Source organism: Kribbella alba, assembly GCF_039529635.1.
GTDB classification, from domain to species: domain Bacteria; phylum Actinomycetota; class Actinomycetes; order Propionibacteriales; family Kribbellaceae; genus Kribbella; species Kribbella alba.
The window spans coordinates 851,256-871,029 of record NZ_BAAANE010000004.1; the positions used below are offsets into that span (position 1 = coordinate 851,256).

Sequence of the window (19,774 nt, forward strand, 5' to 3'; positions counted from 1 at the left end):
GGTCTACCTCTCGCTTCTGTCGTGCTTCAAAAAGGGTGATGTGGGGGTCCGGAGCGGACCCCGGATCACCAGCGGTAGTGGGCGAAAGCCTTGTTGGCTTCGGCCATCTTGTGCGTGTCCTCGCGACGCTTCACCGACGCGCCGAGACCGTTGGACGCATCCAGGATCTCGTTCATCAGGCGCTCGGACATGGTCTTCTCGCGACGCGCACGGGAGTACGACGTGAGCCAGCGCAGGGCGAGCGTGGTCGAGCGACCGGGCTTGACCTCGATCGGCACCTGGTAGGTGGCGCCACCGACGCGGCGGCTCTTCACCTCGATGCTGGGCTTCACATTGTCGAGCGCGCGCTTCAGCGTGATGACCGGGTCGGTGCCGGTCTTCGTCCGGGTGCCCTCGAGCGCCGTGTAGACGATGCTCTGCGCGATCTGCTTCTTGCCGTCGACCAGGATCTTGGAGATCAACTGGGTGACGAGCGGGGAACTGTAGACCGGGTCGATGATGACCGGCCGCTTCGGGGCGGGACCCTTGCGCGGCATTAGCTCTTCTCCTTCTTCGCGCCGTACCGGCTGCGAGCCTGCTTCCGGTTCTTCACACCCTGGGTGTCGAGCGAACCGCGGATGATCTTGTACCGGACACCGGGGAGGTCCTTCACACGGCCGCCGCGCACGAGCACGATCGAGTGCTCCTGCAGGTTGTGGCCGACACCCGGGATGTAGGCCGTGACCTCGATACCGCTGGTGAGGCGGACACGGGCAACCTTGCGAAGCGCCGAGTTCGGCTTCTTCGGGGTCGTCGTGTAGACGCGCGTGCACACACCACGACGCTGAGGGGAACCCTTCAGGGCCGGCGTCTTGTTCTTGGACACCTTGTCCTGGCGGCCCTTGCGGACCAACTGCTGGATGGTGGGCACCGCGTAGGTCTCTTTCTGTCGTCCGGTCGGTTGCTGCGCGCCTGACCCCCGCGGTCGGGTGTGTCGCGTGGGCACGGGCACGCCGGAGCCATAAACTTTCTGACTGTCGGCAGAAGTCCCGTGCCACGCGCGCTGTCCCGTTCTACGAGGGGCACGCATGACGGCCCAGGATGACCCGGGCACGATCGTTAAGACTAGCGGCTGCCTCAAGCACGGTCAAAACAACTGACCGCGCAGGGCTGAGGCTCAGCCGCTAGACCAGTTTACAGGGTCTAGGGAGTAACTCTGGCATCGAGGAGTCCCGCCGCCGCCCGGAGGTCGCCCGTCACCGTCAGCACCCCGGCCGGCAGCCGCTTCCAGAGGCAGAGATCCAACTCCAGAGCCGTCCCCTCGATCACTGCCTCCCCCATCGCGACGGACCGCTCCGCCCGCGGCGGTTCCCCTTCGGCCACAGGCGTCAGGGTCCACTCGTCCCCGGTATCGACTGCCCGTACGCCGACCTGCCGGGTGACCGCCGGCGGGTGCCCGCGGGCCAGCATCCGGGGCAGGAAGACCGTGAACACCTCATCGACCCCGTCCGCGGCCACAGCGGGACGAATGACCCCGTCCACCAGGGTGTCGGGATCCGCCGCGAGCGCAGGACCGGCACCGGCCTGGAGGGCGTCCACCAGGTGAATCGCCGTCTCATGCAGGCGCCGGCGGGTCCAGAAGCCCGCGAACTGCTGGACCGGTGAGAAGTTCCAGCACGGTTCTTCCGGATCCACCGCCTTGATCGCGGCGACCAGGGCCGCCGAGGTCCCGGCGTACCAGTCGGACCAGGAGATGGTCGTCCGCAGTACGTCCGGGACCCTCTGGCGTTGGCTGCTGAGCAGGATCGCGGCTGCCCAGCGCTCGCCGGCGCCGACGTGCAGGGCCAGGTCCGCGAGGGTCCAGCCTGGGCAGCTCGGCACCACGGCGGTCGGGGGGACGGCCTCGAAGGCCGCTGCCAGCTCCGCCGCGGTGCGCTCGAACTCCGCCAGATGGTCGAGCAAGGCTCTACTCTTCGCCGAGCAGACGGACCTCGACGATCAGTCCGTCCTGGACGCGGTAGAGGGCGATCACCGGTGCCGGGCCCTGGTCGGAGTCGTGGACGATCGTCTGGTCCACCACCCACTCCCCCAAAGTCATCCGCTGGATCAGCTCGGTCTTGCACTGCCCGGCTTCGAAGCGTGGCTGGTAGTACTCACGCAACGACCGGCGGCCGCGCATCACCGAACCGTCAGCCAGCTGCAGCTGCGCGGTCGGCGAGTACATGGCGAGGAACGCCTCCAGGTCGTGCGCCTCATACGCAGCGTGCTCCCGACCGATCACCCGGGCTGCGGGGGTATCGGCCCGGACCGGCAGCTGGTCGAATGACGTCTGAGCGGCGGCGACCGGCTGGCTGGCGGGCACAGCCGGGGCCACTGAAGCAGGCGCCGGAATCACCACAGGAGCCACCGGCGCCGGTGGCAGAGTGGCGGCTGCCGCAGCCGGGGCTGTGGCACTCGCGGCCGGGGCCGGAGGGGTTGTGGTGGTACTGCGGGTCGAGGTCTGGGTCGAGGTCTGGGTCGAGGTCGGGGTCGAGGTCGGGGTGGTCGTCGTGGGAGCAGTGGCGGCCGGGATGGGGAGCTGGCCGGCGGGGTCTTCGCCCAGGTGGGCGATCGCCCAGTCCAGTGCCTTGGTCACCGCGGCGCGGGATTCGTCGGTGTGGTCGAGCATGTCGAAGCCGTGTTGCCCTTTCGGTACGTCGATGATGTCCAGCGCGGTGCCACCGGCGGAGACGAACTCCGCCACCGGTCCGGCGAGCTCCTCGCGTTCCCGGCCGACCCTGGTCAGCAGCACCGGCAGGTCCTTGTGTTTGCCGATCACTTCGGCGGCGGAAACGAGCTCGTCGACACCGGGCGGGGCGGCGAGGAGGGGATAGGTCAGGGCGAGACAGCACAGCCAGTCGGGGCGACTGTCCAGCCACTCCCCTGCGAGCAGTCCTGAACCGGAGAAGAACCACAGGGCGATGCGGTTCGGATCCACCTGCGGGTCGGCCCGCAGTACGCCGATGGCGGCCTCTACGTCGTCGGCTGCGGCGGACAGCCGGTCGAACCCATGGATCAGGCTGTGGTCGACCAGAGCACCCACCAGACCGCGCTGCGCGGCAGCTGTGGCATAGCCCTGGTAGACGGGCCAGTCACGCGGTCGCACCTCCAGGTGGGCGGGCCCCGGACCCCCGTGGACGAAGAGGATCGCCCCCGTCCGCGCAGTACTCACGGGCCGGTAGAAGTCCAGCTCGCCGACCCGGTCGACGCGTCGGTCCGCGACCCCTTCCACGTTCAGCACGAACGGTTGCAGGTAGGGCGGGAGATCCTTCATGGGCGTCATCCTCGCGCATCCCCCCGACACTTCCACGACGACCCCACGCGACACTCTGCAGCGGCTCGAACACGCTCGGCGTGTCGATCAGCGGGTCGTCGCCACAAGCCCTTCCGGAGCATCGATCCCGCCGCATCGACCCTCGTTGCCCGAAGCAACAAGAGTCTCCGGCAGGCGTCCCAGGACCTCGGTCAGCTTCCCGGGACCTCGGTCAGGACGTCGGGACCGCGGCCGGGATATGACCTGTCCGAGGTACCCCGTTGTTGTCCGAGGTCCCCGGTTGTCGTCCGAGGTCCCCGGTTGTTGTCCGAGGTCCCCGGTTGCCGTCCGAGGTCTCCCCGGAATGCCGCGAGGGCGGCACCCCCCAGTGGGAGTGCCGCCCTCGGCGGAGTTGCTCGGTACTGCGAATCAGTTCTTGTAGGAACCGAGGTCGAAGTCGTCGAGCGGGACCGACTGACCCGCGGACGGGCCGAAGTCGTAGTCGTACGACTCGTAGCCGACCATCGAGTACATCGCGGCCTTCGCCTCCTCGGTGGGCTCCACCCGGATGTTGCGGTAACGGTCCATGCCGGTACCCGCCGGGATCAGCTTTCCGATGATGACGTTCTCCTTCAGGCCCACCAGCGAGTCGCTCTTGCCGTGGATCGCGGCCTCGGTGAGGACGCGGGTCGTCTCCTGGAAGGAGGCGGCCGACAGCCACGACTCGGTCGCGAGCGACGCCTTGGTGATACCCATCAGGACCGGACGTCCGGAGGCCGGCGTACCGCCCTCGGCAACCACACGCCGGTTCTCCGCCTCGAACATCAGGCGGTCCGCCAGCTCGCCCGGCAGCAGGTTCGCCTCGCCGGACTCGATCACCGTGACCCGGCGCAGCATCTGCCGGACGATGATCTCGATGTGCTTGTCGTGGATGGCCACACCCTGCGACCGGTACACCGCCTGGACCTCGTCCACCAGGTGCTCCTGCGCCTTGCGGACACCCAGGATCCGCAGAACCTCCTGCGGGTCCGGCGTACCCTGCGTCAGCTGCTGACCGACCTCGACGTGCTGGCCTTCCTCGATCAGCAACCGGGTCCGCTTCGACACCGGGTAGGCGACCTCCTCGGAACCGTCGTCCGGGGTGAGCACCAGCTTCCGGGTCTTGTCGGTGTCCTCGATCGAGATCCGGCCCGCGGCCTCGGCGATCGGCGCCTTGCCCTTGGGCTGGCGAGCCTCGAAGAGCTCGACCACACGCGGCAGACCGTGGGTGATGTCATCACCCGCGACACCACCGGTGTGGAAGGTCCGCATCGTCAGCTGCGTACCCGGCTCACCGATGGACTGCGCCGCGATGATGCCGACGGCCTCACCGATGTCGACCGGCTTGCCGGTCGCCAGCGAACGTCCGTAGCACTTCGCGCAGGTCCCGGTCTTGGCGTCACAGGTCAGCACGGAGCGGACCTTGACCTCCTCGACACCGGCCGCGACCAGGGCCGCGATGGACACGTCGCCCAGGTCGCTGCCCGCCGTCAGGACGATCTTGCCGTCCGCACCGGTCACGTCCGTGGCCAGGGTGCGGGCGTACGCGCTCGTCTCGACGTTCTCCGCGTGCACGATCTTGCCGTCCGGACCCGGCTCGCCGATCTTCTTCGGCAGGCCGCGCTCGGTACCGCAGTCCTCCTCGCGGATGATGACGTCCTGCGAGACGTCCACCAGACGACGGGTGAGGTACCCCGAGTCGGCGGTCCGCAGCGCGGTGTCGGCCAGACCCTTCCGCGCACCGTGGGTGGCGATGAAGTACTCGACCACCGACAGGCCCTCGCGGAAGTTGGACTTGATCGGCCGGGCGATGATCTCGCCCTTCGGGTTCGCCACCAGGCCACGCATACCGGCGATCTGCCGGATCTGCATCATGTTGCCTCGCGCACCCGAGTGGACCATCATCCAGATCGGGTTCTCCTTGGCGAAGTTCTCCTCCATCGCCTTACCGACCTCGGCGTTCGCGCCGGTCCAGATCTCGATCAGCTCCTGCCGCCGCTCGGACGAGGTGATCAGACCCCGCTCGAACTGCTTCTGGACCTTCTCGGCCTGCGACTCGTAGCGAGCCATGATCTCCGGCTTGCTCGGCGGCGTGCTGAAGTCGTCGATCGACACCGTGACACCCGAGCGGGTGGCCCAGCGGAAACCGAGGTCCTTCAGCGCGTCCAGGCAGTAGGCCACCTGGACCTTGGAGTACCGCTCGGCCAGGTCGTTGACGATCGAGCCCAGCTGCTTCTTGCCGACCTCGGTGTCCACGAAGGTGTAGTCGCTCGGCAGCGCCTCGTTGAACAGGGCGCGGCCCAGCGTGGTCTCCAGCGAGAACCCACCGTGCGGGCGCTCGGTCGAGTCGGCCGGCGCACCGGCCTGGTCGAGCCGCAGCGTGACCTTCGCCTGCAGCGACAGCTCGCCACGGTCGAAGGCCATCAGCGCCTCGGCCAGCGAGGTGAAAGCGCGGCCCTCACCGAGGGCGCCTTCCTTCAGCATGGTCAGGAAGTAGATGCCGATGATCATGTCCTGCGTCGGCATCGTGACCGGCCGGCCGTCGGCCGGCTTCAGGATGTTGTTCGTCGACAGCATCAGGATCCGCGCCTCGGCCTGGGCCTCGGCCGACAGCGGCAGGTGCACCGCCATCTGGTCACCGTCGAAGTCCGCGTTGAACGCGGAGCAGACGAGCGGGTGGATCTGGATCGCCTTGCCCTCGATCAGTTGCGGCTCGAACGCCTGGATACCCAGCCGGTGCAGCGTAGGTGCACGGTTGAGCAGGACCGGGTGCTCGGTGATCACCTCTTCCAGCACGTCCCAGACCTGGGCGCGCTGACGCTCGACCATCCGCTTGGCGGACTTGATGTTCTGCGCGTGGTTGAGGTCGACCAGCCGCTTCATCACGAACGGCTTGAACAGCTCCAGCGCCATCGCCTTCGGCAGACCGCACTGGTGCAGCTTCAGCTGCGGGCCGACCACGATGACCGAACGGCCCGAGTAGTCGACGCGCTTGCCCAGCAGGTTCTGACGGAAACGACCCTGCTTGCCCTTGAGCATGTCGGACAGCGACTTCAGCGGCCGGTTGCCCGGGCCGGTGACCGGACGACCGCGGCGGCCGTTGTCGAACAGTGCGTCGACGGCCTCCTGCAGCATCCGCTTCTCGTTGTTGACGATGATCTCGGGCGCGCCCAGGTCGAGCAGCCGCTTGAGCCGGTTGTTCCGGTTGATCACCCGGCGGTACAGGTCGTTCAGGTCGGAGGTGGCGAACCGGCCACCGTCGAGCTGAACCATCGGCCGCAGGTCCGGCGGGATCACCGGGACGCAGTCGAGCACCATGCCCATCGGGCTGTTGTTGGTGGCCAGGAACGCGGTGACGACCTTGAGCCGCTTCAGGGCGCGGGTCTTGCGCTGGCCCTTGCCGGTCTTGATGGTCTCCCGCAGGCTGGCCGCCTCGGCCTTCAGGTCGAAGGTCTCCAGCCGCCGCTGGATCGCGGCGGCACCCATCGCACCCTCGAAGTACTTGCCGAACCGCTCCTTCATGGCGCGGTACAGGATCTCGTCGCCCTCAAGGTCCTGGACCTTGAGGTTCTTGAACCGGCTCCAGACCTCGTCGAGGCGGTCGATCTCGCGCTGCGCACGGTCGCGCAGCTGCTTGACCTCACGCTCGGCGCCTTCCTTCACCTTGCGGCGGACATCGGCCTTGGCGCCCTCGGCCTCGAGCTGCGCCAGGTCCTCCTCGAGCTTCTTCATCCGCGTCTCGATGTCGTTGTCGCGCCGGCCCTCGAGCTGCTTGCGCTCGACATCGGTCCGGCCCTCCAGCGACGAGAGGTCGCGGTGCCGCGCCTCTTCGTCGACGTCGGTGATCATGTACGCCGCGAAGTAGATGACCTTCTCCAGGTCCTTCGGGGCGAGGTCGAGCAGGTAGCCGAGTCGCGACGGGACACCCTTGAAGTACCAGATATGGGTGACCGGCGCGGCCAGCTCGATGTGGCCCATCCGCTCGCGGCGCACCTTGGAACGGGTGACCTCGACGCCACACCGCTCACAGATGATGCCCTTGAAGCGGACGCGCTTGTACTTGCCGCAGTAGCACTCCCAGTCCCGGGTGGGACCGAAGATCTTCTCGCAGAAAAGACCGTCACGCTCCGGCTTGAGCGTCCGGTAGTTGATCGTCTCGGGCTTCTTGACCTCGCCGTGCGACCACTGGCGGATCTCATCCGCGGTCGCCAGGCCGATCCGAAGCTCGTCGAAGAAGTTCACGTCGAGCACGATGTGTTATCTCCCGATAGTAAAGATGGTCTGAGTGAGTTGGTTGTTGATCTCAAGCGGCAACCCGCTCAGACCTCCTCGACGCTGTTCGGCTCGCGCCTCGACAGGTCGATTCCCAGTTCCTCCGCTGCGCGGAAGACGTCCTCTTCGCTGTCGCGCATCTCGACCCGACTTCCGTCGGACGAGAGGACCTCGACATTCAGACACAGGGACTGCATTTCCTTGACCAGAACCTTGAAGGACTCCGGGATACCCGGCTCCGGGATGTTCTCGCCCTTGACGATCGCCTCGTACACCTTGACGCGACCGACCACATCGTCCGACTTGATCGTCAGCAACTCCTGCAGCGCGAAGGCGGCACCGTAGGCCTCCAGGGCCCACACCTCCATCTCGCCGAACCGCTGACCACCGAACTGCGCCTTACCACCCAGCGGCTGCTGCGTGATCATCGAGTACGGACCGGTCGAGCGGGCGTGGATCTTGTCGTCCACCAGGTGGTGCAGCTTCAGCATGTACATGTAGCCGACGCCGACCGGCTGCGGGAAAGGCTCACCCGAGCGGCCGTCGAACAGGTTGGCCTTGCCGGTGCTGTCGACCATCCGGTCGCCGTCGCGGTTCGGCAGGGTCGAGCCGAGCAGGCCGGTGACCTCTTCCTCGCGCGCTCCGTCGAAGACGGGGGTGGCGACGTTCGTGAACGGCGCGGCCTCGCCGGCACCGATCTTGATCAGTCGCTGTGCCCACTCTTCCTTGCTGTCCGGGTCGACCTTCCAGCCCCGGCTGGCAACCCAGCCCAGGTGGGTCTCGAGCACCTGACCGACGTTCATCCGGCCGGGCACGCCCAGCGGGTTGAGGATGATGTCGACCTGGGTGCCGTCCTCCATGAACGGCATGTCCTCGACCGGCAGGATCTTCGAGATGACGCCCTTGTTGCCGTGGCGTCCGGCGAGCTTGTCACCGACGGAGATCTTGCGCTTCTGCGCGACGTAGACGCGGACCAACTGGTTCACGCCCGGCGGCAGCTCGTCGCCGTTGTCGCGGTCGAAGACGCGGACCCCGATGACGGTTCCGTTCTCACCGTGCGGCACCTTCAGCGAGGTGTCGCGCACCTCACGGGCCTTCTCACCGAAGATCGCGCGCAGCAGCCGCTCCTCCGGGGTCAGCTCGGTCTCGCCCTTGGGGGTGACCTTGCCGACCAGGATGTCACCGGTGGTGACCTCGGCGCCGATCCGGATGATGCCCCGCTCGTCCAGGTCCGCCAGCATCTCGTCGGAGACGTTGGGGATGTCGCGGGTGATCTCCTCCGGGCCCAGCTTGGTGTCGCGGGCGTCGACCTCGTGCTCCTCGATGTGGATCGAGGTCAGTAGGTCCTGCTGCACGACGCGCTGGCTGAGGATGATCGCGTCCTCGTAGTTGTGACCCTCCCACGGCATGAACGCCACGAGCAGGTTCCGGCCGAGAGCCATCTCGCCCTCGTCGGTGCACGGACCGTCGGCCAGCGGCGAGCCGACCTCGACCCGCTGCCCCGCGTCGACCAGCGGGCGCTGGTTGATGCAGGTGCCCTGGTTCGAGCGACGGAACTTCTGCAGCCGGTAGGTCTGGTACGTGCCGTCGTCGGCGGCGACCTCGATCAGATCGGCCGAGACCTCCTTGATCACACCGCCCTTCTCCGACACCAGCACGTCACCGGCGTCGACCGCACCGCGGAACTCCATGCCGGTACCGACCAGGGGGGCGTCCGCGGTGATCAGCGGAACGGCCTGGCGCTGCATGTTGGAGCCCATCAGGGCGCGGTTGGCGTCGTCGTGCTCGAGGAACGGGATCATCGCCGTCGCGACCGACACCATCTGGCGCGGCGAGACGTCCATGTAGTCCACGTCCTCGACCAGTACGAGCTCGACCTCACCGTGGCGCCGGCGGACCAGCACCCGGTCCTCGGCGAACACGTCGTCCTCGGTCAGCGCCGCGTTGGCCTGAGCGATGACGAACCTGTCCTCCTCGTCCGCGGTCAGGTAGTCGACCTGGTCGGTGACCCGACCGTCGACGACCTTGCGGTACGGCGTCTCGACGAAACCGAACGGGTTCACCCGGCCGTAGGTGGCCAGCGACCCGATCAGACCGATGTTCGGGCCTTCCGGGGTCTCGATCGGGCACATCCGGCCGTAGTGGGACGGGTGCACGTCGCGAACCTCGAAGCCGGCCCGCTCACGGCTCAGACCACCCGGGCCAAGTGCCGACAGGCGGCGCTTGTGGGTCAGACCCGCGATCGGGTTGGTCTGGTCCATGAACTGCGACAGCTGCGAGGTGCCGAAGAACTCCTTCAGCGCCGCGACCACCGGGCGGATGTTGATCAGGGTCTGCGGCGTGATCGCCTCGACGTCCTGGGTCGTCATCCGCTCCCGGACCACGCGCTCCATCCGGGCCAGGCCGGTGCGCAACTGGTTCTGGATCAGCTCGCCCACGGTGCGCAGGCGACGGTTGCCGAAGTGGTCGATGTCGTCCTCTTCGACGACGATCTCGCCCTGCGGCGCCGTCAGCTCGGTCTTGCCCTCGTGCAGGGCGACCAGGTACTTGATCGTGGCGACGATGTCGTCGATCGTCAGCACCGCGGTGTCGTGCGCCTCGTCACGGCCGAGCTTCTTGTTGATCTTGTAGCGGCCGACCTTGGCGAGGTCGTAGCGCTTGCCGTTGAAGTAGTAGTTGTCCAGCAGCGCCTGGGCAGCCTCGCGCGTCGGCGGTTCGCCCGGGCGGAGCTTGCGGTAGATGTCGAGCAGCGCGTCGTCCTGCCCGGAGGTGTGGTCCTTCTCCAGGGTGAGGCGGATCGACTCGTACTCGCCGAACTCCTCGAGGATCTGCGCGTCGGTCCAGCCGAGCGCCTTGAGCAGCACGGTGACGTTCTGCTTGCGCTTGCGGTCCAGCCGCACGCCCACCATGTCACGCTTGTCGACCTCGAACTCCAGCCACGCACCGCGCGACGGGATGATCTTGGCGGTGAAGATGTCCTTGTCCGACGTCTTGTCCGGCGTGCGCTCGAAGTACACACCGGGCGAGCGGACCAGCTGGGACACGACGACACGCTCGGTGCCGTTGATCACGAACGTGCCCTTGCGCGTCATCAACGGGAAATCTCCCATGAAGACGGTCTGGCTCTTGATCTCGCCGGTCTCGTTGTTCATGAACTCGGCGGTGACGAACAGTGGCGCCGAGTAGGTGACGTCACGCTCCTTGCACTCGTCGACCGTGTTCTTCGGGGGCTCGAACCGGTGGTCACGGAACGACAGCGACATGGTGCCGCTGAAGTCCTCGATCGGAGAGATCTCTTCGAAGATCTCCTCCAAACCGGACGGGGAGGACAGATCAGTCCGTCCCTCCGCCTCGGCGGCGGCCACCCGGGCCTGCCAGGTTTCGTTCCCGACCAGCCAGTCGAAACTGTCGACCTGCAGCGCAAGGAGATCCGGAACCTCGAGAGGCTCGGAGATCTTTGCGAAGGAGATGCGGCGGGAGCCGGAAACGTTGTTAATGCTGTCGGACTGGGGGTTGCGCGAGGCGACCAAGGGGCGTCCTTCCACGGGCTCGCAGAAATCACTTCGGTGCTGGGAGCGCACGCCGAACCGCCCTAGTCAAGTTTTGAGCCGAACCAGGGTGGGGTTAAAGGCAGCGCAAAGCAATAGGCTACCCGATCAGGGCAAGCCTGTCCAATGGGGTCCGATACTATGCCTTCGGACCACCCACTCCGTCAAGGATCGACCCGGGTTCTCCAGCGGGTGAGCACCCGCGAGCCGCCCGGTCCGTCCTGTCCGGAGTCACAAAGAGACTACAGTCCGGAGATCTCCTGGACCAGCCATTGATCGCCGTTTCGGACCATCGTGAATCTGGTCCGGTTCAGATCGACCCGGGGCTTACCCTGTGTGATCGTGCTGGTGGTGGTCTGGTTCACGAAGATGACCAGCGTGACCCGGTTGGCGTCGCCGTCGCGGACACCGACCTCCCGCACCTCGGCCCGCACGGTTGCCTTGCTCTTGGTGGCGAGCTCGCCGGCGACCTTGGCCGTGGCGTCGAACTTGGCCGCGAAGTCGGGGGTCATGGTGGCCCGGGCGGCCGCGAAATTCTTGTCGAGCGAGCGGTAGTCATAGCTGAGCGCGGTCTCGGCGGCCTTCCGGCCGGCCGTGGCGGCAGCGCTCCTGGCGTCCTCGGCCTGCTGACCCTTCCAGGCCTTCAACCCGAGGATCCCGGCCAGGGCCAGGATCAGCACGATCAGCACCGCCAGAGTGGCGGACAGGATCACGCCCAGGTTCCGGCCGGAGCCGCGAGCAGGCGTCGGGTCGGCTTCGGCGTCTGTCGCCGAGAGCACGCTGACCCGACCGACCTTTTCGTCACTCAGAGTAGCCGGTTCATCGTGCGTGATCAGCCGAAAGGCGCCCGGAGAATCACCGGATGTGTCCTGAGTCACCTCGGATTCGGCCACCTCAGGCATCTGAGGGACCGCCCCGGACGGGGTCGGCGTACCAGTTCCGGGCGGGCGCGTGACTGTGTCCTGCGGGCGGGAGGCGCCCTCGACCGTGATCTCGTCCGGGCGGACGTCTTCGGGGCGGACGTCTTCGGGGCGGGTGTCTTCGGGGCGGCGGCGTTGGCCGGCGATGCGGGGACGGTTCGGGCGGGCCATCAGCCGACCACCTGGAAGTCGGCGGTGAGCCAGCGGTTGCTCTCCCGGACCATGTCGAGCTTGATCCGGTAGCGCCGCTCGACGCCGTCCTTGGCGGCGGTGTTCGTCACCACCGCGTTCACGATCACCAGCACCTGGGCCGAGTCCTTGTCGTTGGACACCACCGCGGCCTCCTTCACGTCGCCCTTGGAGGTCGCCTTGTTCGTCACCACCTCGGTCTTCACCGAGTTCGAGCCGGACGCGAACTCCTCCTTGAACTGCCCGGTGGAGTCGTCCAGCACCCGCTTCGCGTCGGCGTCCCAGGTCCCGTAGTCGTAGGTGGTGAAGTCCAGCGCCAACTGCCGGGCCGCCTGCATCGCGGCCGCGCGGTCCTCGTCGCGGGTGTGCTGGCGGCGCAGCGCCAGCACCGAGAGTGTCGCGGCGACGAGCGCCACCAGCAGCAGGACGCTCAGCGACCACGCCACGACGGTCGTGCCCCGCCGGGAAATTCGAGAAATCACTGACCACTCACCGGTCCGAGGATCAGGGCTTTCCAGGAATCCTGTCCGAGCAGGTCCGCCTGGCCGCCGGTCGAGCCGAGAACCAGCTCCGGCATGCCGCCGGAACCGCCCGCGTCGCCGGTGGCCGGGTCATACCCGACCCCGTAGCCGGTCCGGTTGAGCGAGCGCGACGAGGGCGACGGCTTGTTCTGCGAGCCTCGCACGTCGACGCCGGTGCTCGGCGACGCAGTACAGGCGGCCTTGCTGTTCGCGGCCTTGCCGGTGGTGTCCTGCGGGACCCGCCAGTCCGTGCCCTGGTAGCCGGCACGGCAGGCCGGCGGGCTGAAGCCGAGCACCAGACCGAAGTGCGCGTCGTAGTGCCCGGTCCCCTTGTCCTTGGCCGGTACTACGTAACCGCCCATCGACACGGCCGGATACACCACCAGCAGCTGCTCGACGGCGTCCAGCCGTACCGCGGTCATCTCTCCCACCGTGAGGAGGTTACCCAGTAGCACCGCGATGTCGGCCCGGTTCTCCGATATCAGGGCAGTCACCTGCTCCGATGCACCAGATCCGTTGTCGATCACCGAGCGCAGGCTCGCGTCCGAGCTGACCAGGGTGTCGGACAGCAGTGCGAGGTTCTTCGACCAGGTCCTGATCGCGTCGCCGCTGGCCACCTGAGTGGCGAGCACGGTGTTGCCGTCGTTGATCAGCTTGATCGTCTGCAGGATGTTCGCGTCCGCGTCGTTGATCAGCAGCCCGGAGCTGTCGATGATCTTCTGCAGGTCGGTGCCCTTGCCGCGGAGCGCGTCGCCGAGCTCCTTGACGGTGGTGCGCAGGCTGTTCCGGTCGACCGAGTTCACCAGCTGGTCCAGGTTCAGCAGCAGCTCGGTGGTGTCGATCGGGAGGGCGGTGTCCTTGCGGTCGATCCTGGAGTTGTCCTGCAGATAAGGAGCACTGTCGCGACGCGGCTGCAGGTCGACGTACTGCTCGCCGATCGCGGACCGGTTCGCCACCACGGCGAGCAGATCGTTGGGGATCTTGGTCTTCTTGTCGATGTCCAGGTTGACCTCGACACCGTCGTTGAGCAGCTTGAGCTGGCCGACGCGGCCGACCGGCTGGCCGCGGTACGTCACCTCGGCGCCGGTGAAGATCCCGCCGGACTCGGCGAAGCTCGCGCTGACGGTGTAGCTGCTCTTGAAAAACAGTTGGTCCACCTGGGCGTACTTGCCGCCGACGTAGGCCACGCCTACGACGGTGATCAGCAGGAACACCATCAGCTGGATCCGGACCGTTCTGGTGATCACTTGGCCACCCCCGGCATCAGGACCTTCGCCAGCTCGGGATCGAACGCGGACCGGTTCAGCGTCGGGGTGCAGACCGGCATCCCCAGCAGCGTGATGCAGCTCGTCGCCGTCCCAGTCGGGAGCGGCAGCGGCGGCAGCTTCGCGGTCTGCCCGTTGGCGGGGAACTGCGGCGAGTTGTGCAGCGGCAGACTCACGTTGTTCGTCGGCAGCGCGGGCAGCACCGAAGGCAGGTTGAGGCCGAGCAGGCCCTGCAGCGCCTTCTGGGTGTTCACGTCGAGGGTGATGTCCAGGTTGGTGAAGTCGCCCTTGACCGCCTTCGCCGCCGCGTCGGGGAACGGGTAGGTGAACAGCAGCTCCAGCGACTTCGGCAGGTTCGCCCCCGCCTCGGCCAGCTTGGTCAGCACTGGGTAGAGCGACTGCAGGTTGGCGACCAGGTCCTTCTGCGAAGCCGTGATCACCCGGGTCGCTGTGTTGCCCAGCTTGGCCAGCGCCTGCAGCGTGCTCACCAGCGCGGCCCGCTGCTTGTCCAGGGTGGCGATCGACTTCGGCAGCGAGTCGATCGCGGTCGCCAGCGTCGTCTTCTGGGCATTCAGCTTCTTGGCCAGCTGGTCGACCGCGGTGATCGCCGTGACGATCTGCTGCTTGTTCTTGTCCAGGGTGCCGACGAAGGTGTTCAGCTGGGTCAGCACGCTGCGGATGGCCGGCTCGTTGCCGGTCAGCGCCTTGTTCAGCTCCTGGGTGATGATCTGCAGTTGCGCGACGCCGCCGCCGTTCAGCAGCAGCGACAGTGCGGACAGCACTTGCTCGACCTCGACGTTGCTGGTGGTCCGCGAGAGCGGGATCAGTTCGCCGTTCTCCAGCCGGCCGCGCGGCTTCTCGTCACCCGTCGGCGGTGCCAGCGAGACGAACTTCTCGCCCAGCAGGCTGGTCTGCCGGATCGTGGCCCGGGCGTTGTCCGGCAGGTCGAGGCTCTTCGGCAGCTTCACCCGGACCTTGGCCACGTAGCCGTCCAGCCAGACCTTCTCCACCGTGCCGACGGTGACGTCGTCCACCTTCACCGAGGACTTGGGGACCAGGTCCAGCACGTCGGCGAATTCGACCGTGACCGTGTACGACGGACCCTTGATCTTGGCGCCGCCGGGCAACGGCAACGAGTAGACGCTGAAGTCGCATCCGGTCAGCAGCGTCGCCATCGCGACCACGCCCGCGACCAGCGCAGTACGCCGGATCATCGGGCACCTCCGGGGACCAGTCCGCCGAGGGTCGCGTCGACATTGTCCGGACTCGGCAGCTTCGGAGCCGGAGCGGGAGCCCACGGAGTACCGGCTGGTCCGCCGGAGCCGGTGATCGAGCTCAGCAGCGGGAGCTTCGGCAGCAGATCGACTACGCCCTTCAGGGCCGAGCAGGTGGACAGCGGCTGGTTCGCCTGGAGCAGCAGGGAACAGATGAAGTTCGCCGGCTTGTCCAGCTGGGCCAGGTTGATCCGCTGGTCCAGCGTGCCGAACTGCGGGTTGTAGACCCGGGCCAGGTTGCCCAGGCCAAGCGGCGCGGTGTCGATGACCTCCGCAAGCGCGGCCTTCTCCTTGACCAGGATCTGCGAGACGTCGGTGGCGCCGGAGATCGTCGTCTTCAGCACCGCGCGGTTGTCCTTCACGAACGACGCGACCTCACCGAGAGCCGCCGCGAGGGTCGACAGGGCCGCCGACAGATCCTTGCGCTCGCCGGCCAGCGTGGTGGAGACCGCGGAGAAGTTGGTGTTGAACTGCTTCACCAGCGTGTCGTTGGCGGCCAGCGCGGACACGAACGTCTGCAACTGCCGGATCGTGCTGAACAGGCTCTTGGAGTTGCCCGCGAGTGTCTGGGTCAGGGTCGACACATCGGTAATGGTCTGGTTCAGCTTGGCGCCCTGACCGTTCAGGTTCGCGGCCGAGACATCCAGCAGGCGCGACAACGCACCCTGGTCGTTCGCCCCCCTGGGGCCGAGCGCGACGGACAGGTCGTTCAGGCTCTGGTAGATCTGGTCCAGCTCCAGCGGTACGGCGGTCCGGTCCAGCGGGATCTCCGCCCCGCTGGCCATCACGTCGCCCTTGGAGTAGGCCGGGGTGAGCTGGAGGTAGCGGTCGGCAACGATCGAAGGGGACGCGATCACCGCCTTCGCGTCGGCCGGAACCTTGTGCTTGGCCTCCCACCAGAACTTCACCCGTACTGCGCGACCGGCCGGGGTGACACTTTCGATCTCGCCGACCTTGATCCCCAGGATCCGCACGTCCGAACCCGGGTAGACCGAGACCGCGCGCGGGAAGTAGGCCGTGGCGGTCACCCGCTGGGGATGCGGCCACAGCGAGACGACACTGACGGCGAGCACCACCAGCACGACGCCGATCGCGACCAGCCGGGACAACGCGGCCACCTTCATCGGCCACCTCCCAGGATCGGCAGACCGGGGATCGGCACCGCCGGCAGCGGGACCTCCGGCACCGGGACGAGGTTCTGCACATACGTGTCGAACCACGGGCCGGTGCCGAGAGTGTTCGTGAACACCCGGGCGAACGGGGCGAGCCCGCGGATGCTCGCGTCCAGCGCGTTCTGGTTCGCCAGCAGGGTCGCCAGCACGGCATTCACCTTCTGCAGGGTCGGGGTGAGGTCCTTGCGGTTCTCCCGGACCAGCGCGCTGACCTGCGCGGCCAGCTTCTGCGTGGACACGAGCAACTCGTGGACCAGCGCCCGCCGGGCCTGCACCGCCTGGAACACCGAGTTGCCGTCCTTCAGCAGCTTGACCAGCTCCTGGTTGCGGTCGGCGAGGATCTTGGTGACGACGTTGGAGTGCTGCAGCAGCGTCTTCAGCTCGTCGTCGCGCTTGGCCACGTTCCGGGACAGCCGGGACAGTCCGTCGAGCGACGCCCGGACCTCCTCTGGCGTGTTCTTGAAGGTCGAGGAAAGGGTGTCGAGGGCCTTCGCCAGCTGGGCCGTGTCGATCCGCTCGGCCGTGTTGGCGAGATCCGTGAACGCGTCGACCACGTCGTACGCCGAGATGGTGCGGTCCAGCGGGATCTCCGAACCCTCCTTGAGCCGACCCGAGCCCGCCGGGTTCAGCTTCAGGTACTTCTGCCCGAGCAGGGTCTTGATCTTCATCTCGGCGCCGGTCTTGTCGCCGAGGTTCACGCCGCGGTCCACCACGAAGTCGACCCGCACGTGGGTGCCCTCGAGCTCCACCTTGCGGACCTGGCCGACCCGCACCCCCGCGACCCTGATCTCGTCGTTCGGCTTGAGCCCGCCGGCCTCGGAGAACTGCGCGGAGTACTTGGTCCCGCCGCCGATCAGCGGCAGGTCCTGCGCCTTGAACGCGGCCAGCATGATCAGCCCGATGATCGTCAGCCCGACGACTCCGATGGTGACCTGGTTCTGCTCCCTGAACGGCTTCACCTGGCGCACCTCGCCGAGTTGTTGTCGTAGGAGACGGGGATGCGGGCTCCCAGCGGCAGGGTGACGTTGCCGTCGAAGCCGCAGAGGAAGAAGTTGAACCAGGACCCGTACGACGCGGTGCGGGTCATCGTGTTCAGCTTGTCGGGCATGTTCTGCAGCGTCTTGACCCAGATCGCCTGGGTGTCGTCGAGCGTGGTGGCCGTCGTGCGCAGCCGGTCCAGGTCTGCCTTCAGCGGCACCCGGGTCTGCTGCAGGAGCCCGGCTGTCTTGTTGTTCAGCGAGTTGATGGAGCCGAGCGAGTCGAGGATCGGGTTGATGTCCTTGCTCAGCCCGGTGATGAACTGCTGCAGGTTCACCAGCAACTGGGAGAAGTTCTGCTGCCGCTGCGAGACGATCTGCAGGGTCGAAGTCAGGTTGGTGATCAGTTCGCCGATCACCTGGTCGGAGTCGGCCAGCGTGCTGGTCAGCGAAGCGGTCCGGGCCAGCAGGCTCTCGATCGTGCCGCCCTCGCCCTGCAGCACCTTGATCACCTCGAAGGCGAACTGGTTCACGTCCGCCGGGGTGAGCGCGGTGAACAGCGGCTTGAACCCGTTGAACAGCACCGACAGGTCGAGCGCCGGCGCGGTCCGGTCCTTGTCGATGATGCCGTTCTTCTTCATCCGGGTGCCGCCGCCGACGCCTTCGGTGAGCGCGATGTAGCGGTTGCCGACCAGGTTCCGGTAGCGCATCGTCGCCCGCGTCGAGGTGTCGACCACCTGGTCGGAGTCGACGCTGAAGGTGACCATCGCCAGCTTGTCCTGGTAGATCGCGATCTTGTCGACCTGGCCGACACGCACACCCGCGATCCGGATGTCGTCGCCCTTGTTCAGCCCGACCACGTCGGTGAACACGGCCCGGTACTTCGTGGTCGCGTTGAAGCTGATGTTGCCGATGGTGACGGCCAGCAGCGCGGTCGCGATGGTGGTGACGACCACGAAGATCGCCAGCCGCACGGTGTCGATCGAGGTCTTCTTGTCCAGCAGTTTCACTTGAGGTTCACCTGCCCTCCGCGGACCAGCGGGCCGATCATCAGGGTGGTCAGATCCGGGACCTCGCCGGCGGGCACGCCCATCGCGGGACCGGCGAACGAGTCGATCACCTTCTGCTCCGCGGGGGTCCCGGCGCCGCCGGTGTCCATCGCGAACCCGGGCGCCGACCGGTTCAGGGTCAGGTTCAGCGGGAAGCGCGTCTCCTTGTTGTGGTCACCGATCACACCGTCAGCACCAGTGATGTACGGCGCGGGGTTGTCCTGGGTGTAGGGACCCGGCTTCGAGCCCGGGTGGCTGTAGTTCTTGCCGACACAGACCGGGCCCCTGTGATCCAGGTATTTCGGCAGTTCGGGCGGCGTGTACGGCGTCGGCTGGTTCGTGATCAGCTCGAGGTTGATGTGCAGGGCGCCGTCGCGGAACGTGTCGTTCAGGATCGGCGCGGTGTCCGTCATCACCTTGAGGAAACAGGGGAACTCCGGCGAGTACCGCTCGAGCAGGTCGAGCACCGGCCGGCTGACCTCGCCGAGGCGGATCACCCGGTCCTCGTTCTCCTTCAGGAATCCGTCCGCGGTGTTCGACAGCGTGGTCACGTCGGTGAAGAACTTCTGCAACTGCTGCTCCTTCTCCACCACGGTGTTGCCGGTGATGGTCAGGTTGCGCAGCGCCCGCGCCAGGTCCGGCGTCACGTCGCCGTAGAGCTTCGAGACCTGGGTCAGCTTGTTCAACGCCGCGATCAGGTTCGGCACGTTCGGGTTGAGCTTCTTCAGGTAGCCGTCGAGCTGGGTCAGCGTCGCGGCGATCTCGGTGCCGCGACCCTCCAGCGCTGTCGCCAAGGTGTTCAGGGTGGCGTTCAGGTCCGCCGGGTCGACGGCCTGCAGCAGCGGCAGCGCGTCGTTCAGGACCTTCTCGATCTCGATGCCGACCGCCGTCTTGTCCCGGCTGATCACGTCGCCGGCCTTGATGGGCCGGCCCTCCTGACCCGACGGGGGGACCAGCGCGACGTACTTCTCGCCGAACAGCGTCTTCGGCAGGATCCGGGCACTGACCTGGCTGGAGATCTCCTGAACCTGGTCCGGCTTCAGCGCCAGGTCGACCGTCGCCTCGTCGCCGTTGGTGGAGACGTTGCGGACCTCGCCCACGATGATGCCGCGCAGCTTCACATCCGCGTGCCGGTTCAACTGCAGGCCGATGTGGCTCGTCTTGAGCTGCACGTCCACCGTGTCGACGAAGATCTTGGCGTAGAAGGCGTAGGTGAGCCACAACAGGAAGCAGAGCAACCCGATGAAGGCGGTTCCGAGCACTCGTCTGATCATCGG

The 19,774-nt window shown here is 67.0% G+C and carries 14 protein-coding genes; all 14 read right to left on the reverse strand.

Annotated features, from left to right (window positions below; genetic code table 11):
• Nucleotides 1–65: 65 nt before the first annotated feature.
• The gene (gene rpsG / locus ABD210_RS10870) at nt 66–536 is read right to left on the reverse strand and encodes a 30S ribosomal protein S7 (protein ID WP_112243231.1); all 471 of its coding nucleotides are present in this window, start codon (nt 534–536) and stop codon (nt 66–68) included.
• Nucleotides 536–910, reverse strand: a complete 375-nt coding sequence (gene rpsL / locus ABD210_RS10875) for a 30S ribosomal protein S12 (protein ID WP_012923692.1) — start codon at nt 908–910, stop codon at nt 536–538. The genes rpsG and rpsL overlap by 1 nt, the downstream gene beginning before the upstream one ends.
• A 272-nt stretch (nt 911–1,182) precedes the next feature.
• Nucleotides 1,183–1,941, reverse strand: a complete 759-nt coding sequence (locus ABD210_RS10880) for a maleylpyruvate isomerase N-terminal domain-containing protein (protein WP_344110928.1) — start codon at nt 1,939–1,941, stop codon at nt 1,183–1,185.
• Nucleotides 1,942–1,945: 4 nt separating this feature from the next.
• Entirely contained in the window at nt 1,946–3,292 is a 1,347-nt protein-coding gene (locus tag ABD210_RS10885; protein ID WP_344110929.1) for a nuclear transport factor 2 family protein, read from the reverse strand.
• Nucleotides 3,293–3,700: 408 nt separating this feature from the next.
• Nucleotides 3,701–7,561, reverse strand: a complete 3,861-nt coding sequence (locus ABD210_RS10890) for a DNA-directed RNA polymerase subunit beta' (RefSeq protein WP_344110930.1) — start codon at nt 7,559–7,561, stop codon at nt 3,701–3,703.
• A 68-nt stretch (nt 7,562–7,629) separates the two neighbouring features.
• Complete coding sequence (gene rpoB, locus ABD210_RS10895) at nt 7,630–11,112, reverse strand: DNA-directed RNA polymerase subunit beta (protein WP_344110931.1); 3,483 nt, start codon at nt 11,110–11,112, stop codon at nt 7,630–7,632.
• A 260-nt stretch (nt 11,113–11,372) separates the two neighbouring features.
• Complete coding sequence (locus tag ABD210_RS10900; RefSeq protein WP_344110932.1) at nt 11,373–12,221, reverse strand: nuclear transport factor 2 family protein; 849 nt, start codon at nt 12,219–12,221, stop codon at nt 11,373–11,375.
• Nucleotides 12,221–12,721: a hypothetical protein gene (locus tag ABD210_RS10905; RefSeq protein ID WP_344110933.1), complete on the reverse strand. Its 501-nt coding sequence runs from the start codon at nt 12,719–12,721 to the stop codon at nt 12,221–12,223. Before ABD210_RS10905 ends, ABD210_RS10900 begins: the two co-directional genes overlap by 1 nt.
• The gene (locus tag ABD210_RS10910; RefSeq protein ID WP_344110935.1) at nt 12,718–14,007 is read right to left on the reverse strand and encodes an MCE family protein; all 1,290 of its coding nucleotides are present in this window, start codon (nt 14,005–14,007) and stop codon (nt 12,718–12,720) included. The genes ABD210_RS10905 and ABD210_RS10910 overlap by 4 nt, the downstream gene beginning before the upstream one ends.
• Nucleotides 14,004–15,239 carry an MCE family protein gene (locus tag ABD210_RS10915; RefSeq protein WP_344110936.1) on the reverse strand — a complete coding sequence of 412 codons (1,236 nt, stop codon included), beginning with the start codon at nt 15,237–15,239 and terminating at the stop codon, nt 14,004–14,006. Before ABD210_RS10915 ends, ABD210_RS10910 begins: the two co-directional genes overlap by 4 nt.
• Entirely contained in the window at nt 15,236–16,423 is a 1,188-nt protein-coding gene (locus ABD210_RS10920) for an MCE family protein (protein WP_344110937.1), read from the reverse strand. Before ABD210_RS10920 ends, ABD210_RS10915 begins: the two co-directional genes overlap by 4 nt.
• Nucleotides 16,420–17,430, reverse strand: coding sequence for an MCE family protein (locus ABD210_RS10925; RefSeq protein WP_344110939.1), 1,011 nt, complete (start codon nt 17,428–17,430; stop codon nt 16,420–16,422). The genes ABD210_RS10920 and ABD210_RS10925 overlap by 4 nt, the downstream gene beginning before the upstream one ends.
• Entirely contained in the window at nt 17,427–18,458 is a 1,032-nt protein-coding gene (locus ABD210_RS10930; protein WP_344110940.1) for an MCE family protein, read from the reverse strand. The genes ABD210_RS10925 and ABD210_RS10930 overlap by 4 nt, the downstream gene beginning before the upstream one ends.
• Nucleotides 18,455–19,771, reverse strand: a complete 1,317-nt coding sequence (locus ABD210_RS10935) for an MCE family protein (protein WP_344110941.1) — start codon at nt 19,769–19,771, stop codon at nt 18,455–18,457. The genes ABD210_RS10930 and ABD210_RS10935 overlap by 4 nt, the downstream gene beginning before the upstream one ends.
• Nucleotides 19,772–19,774: the final 3 nt, after the last annotated feature.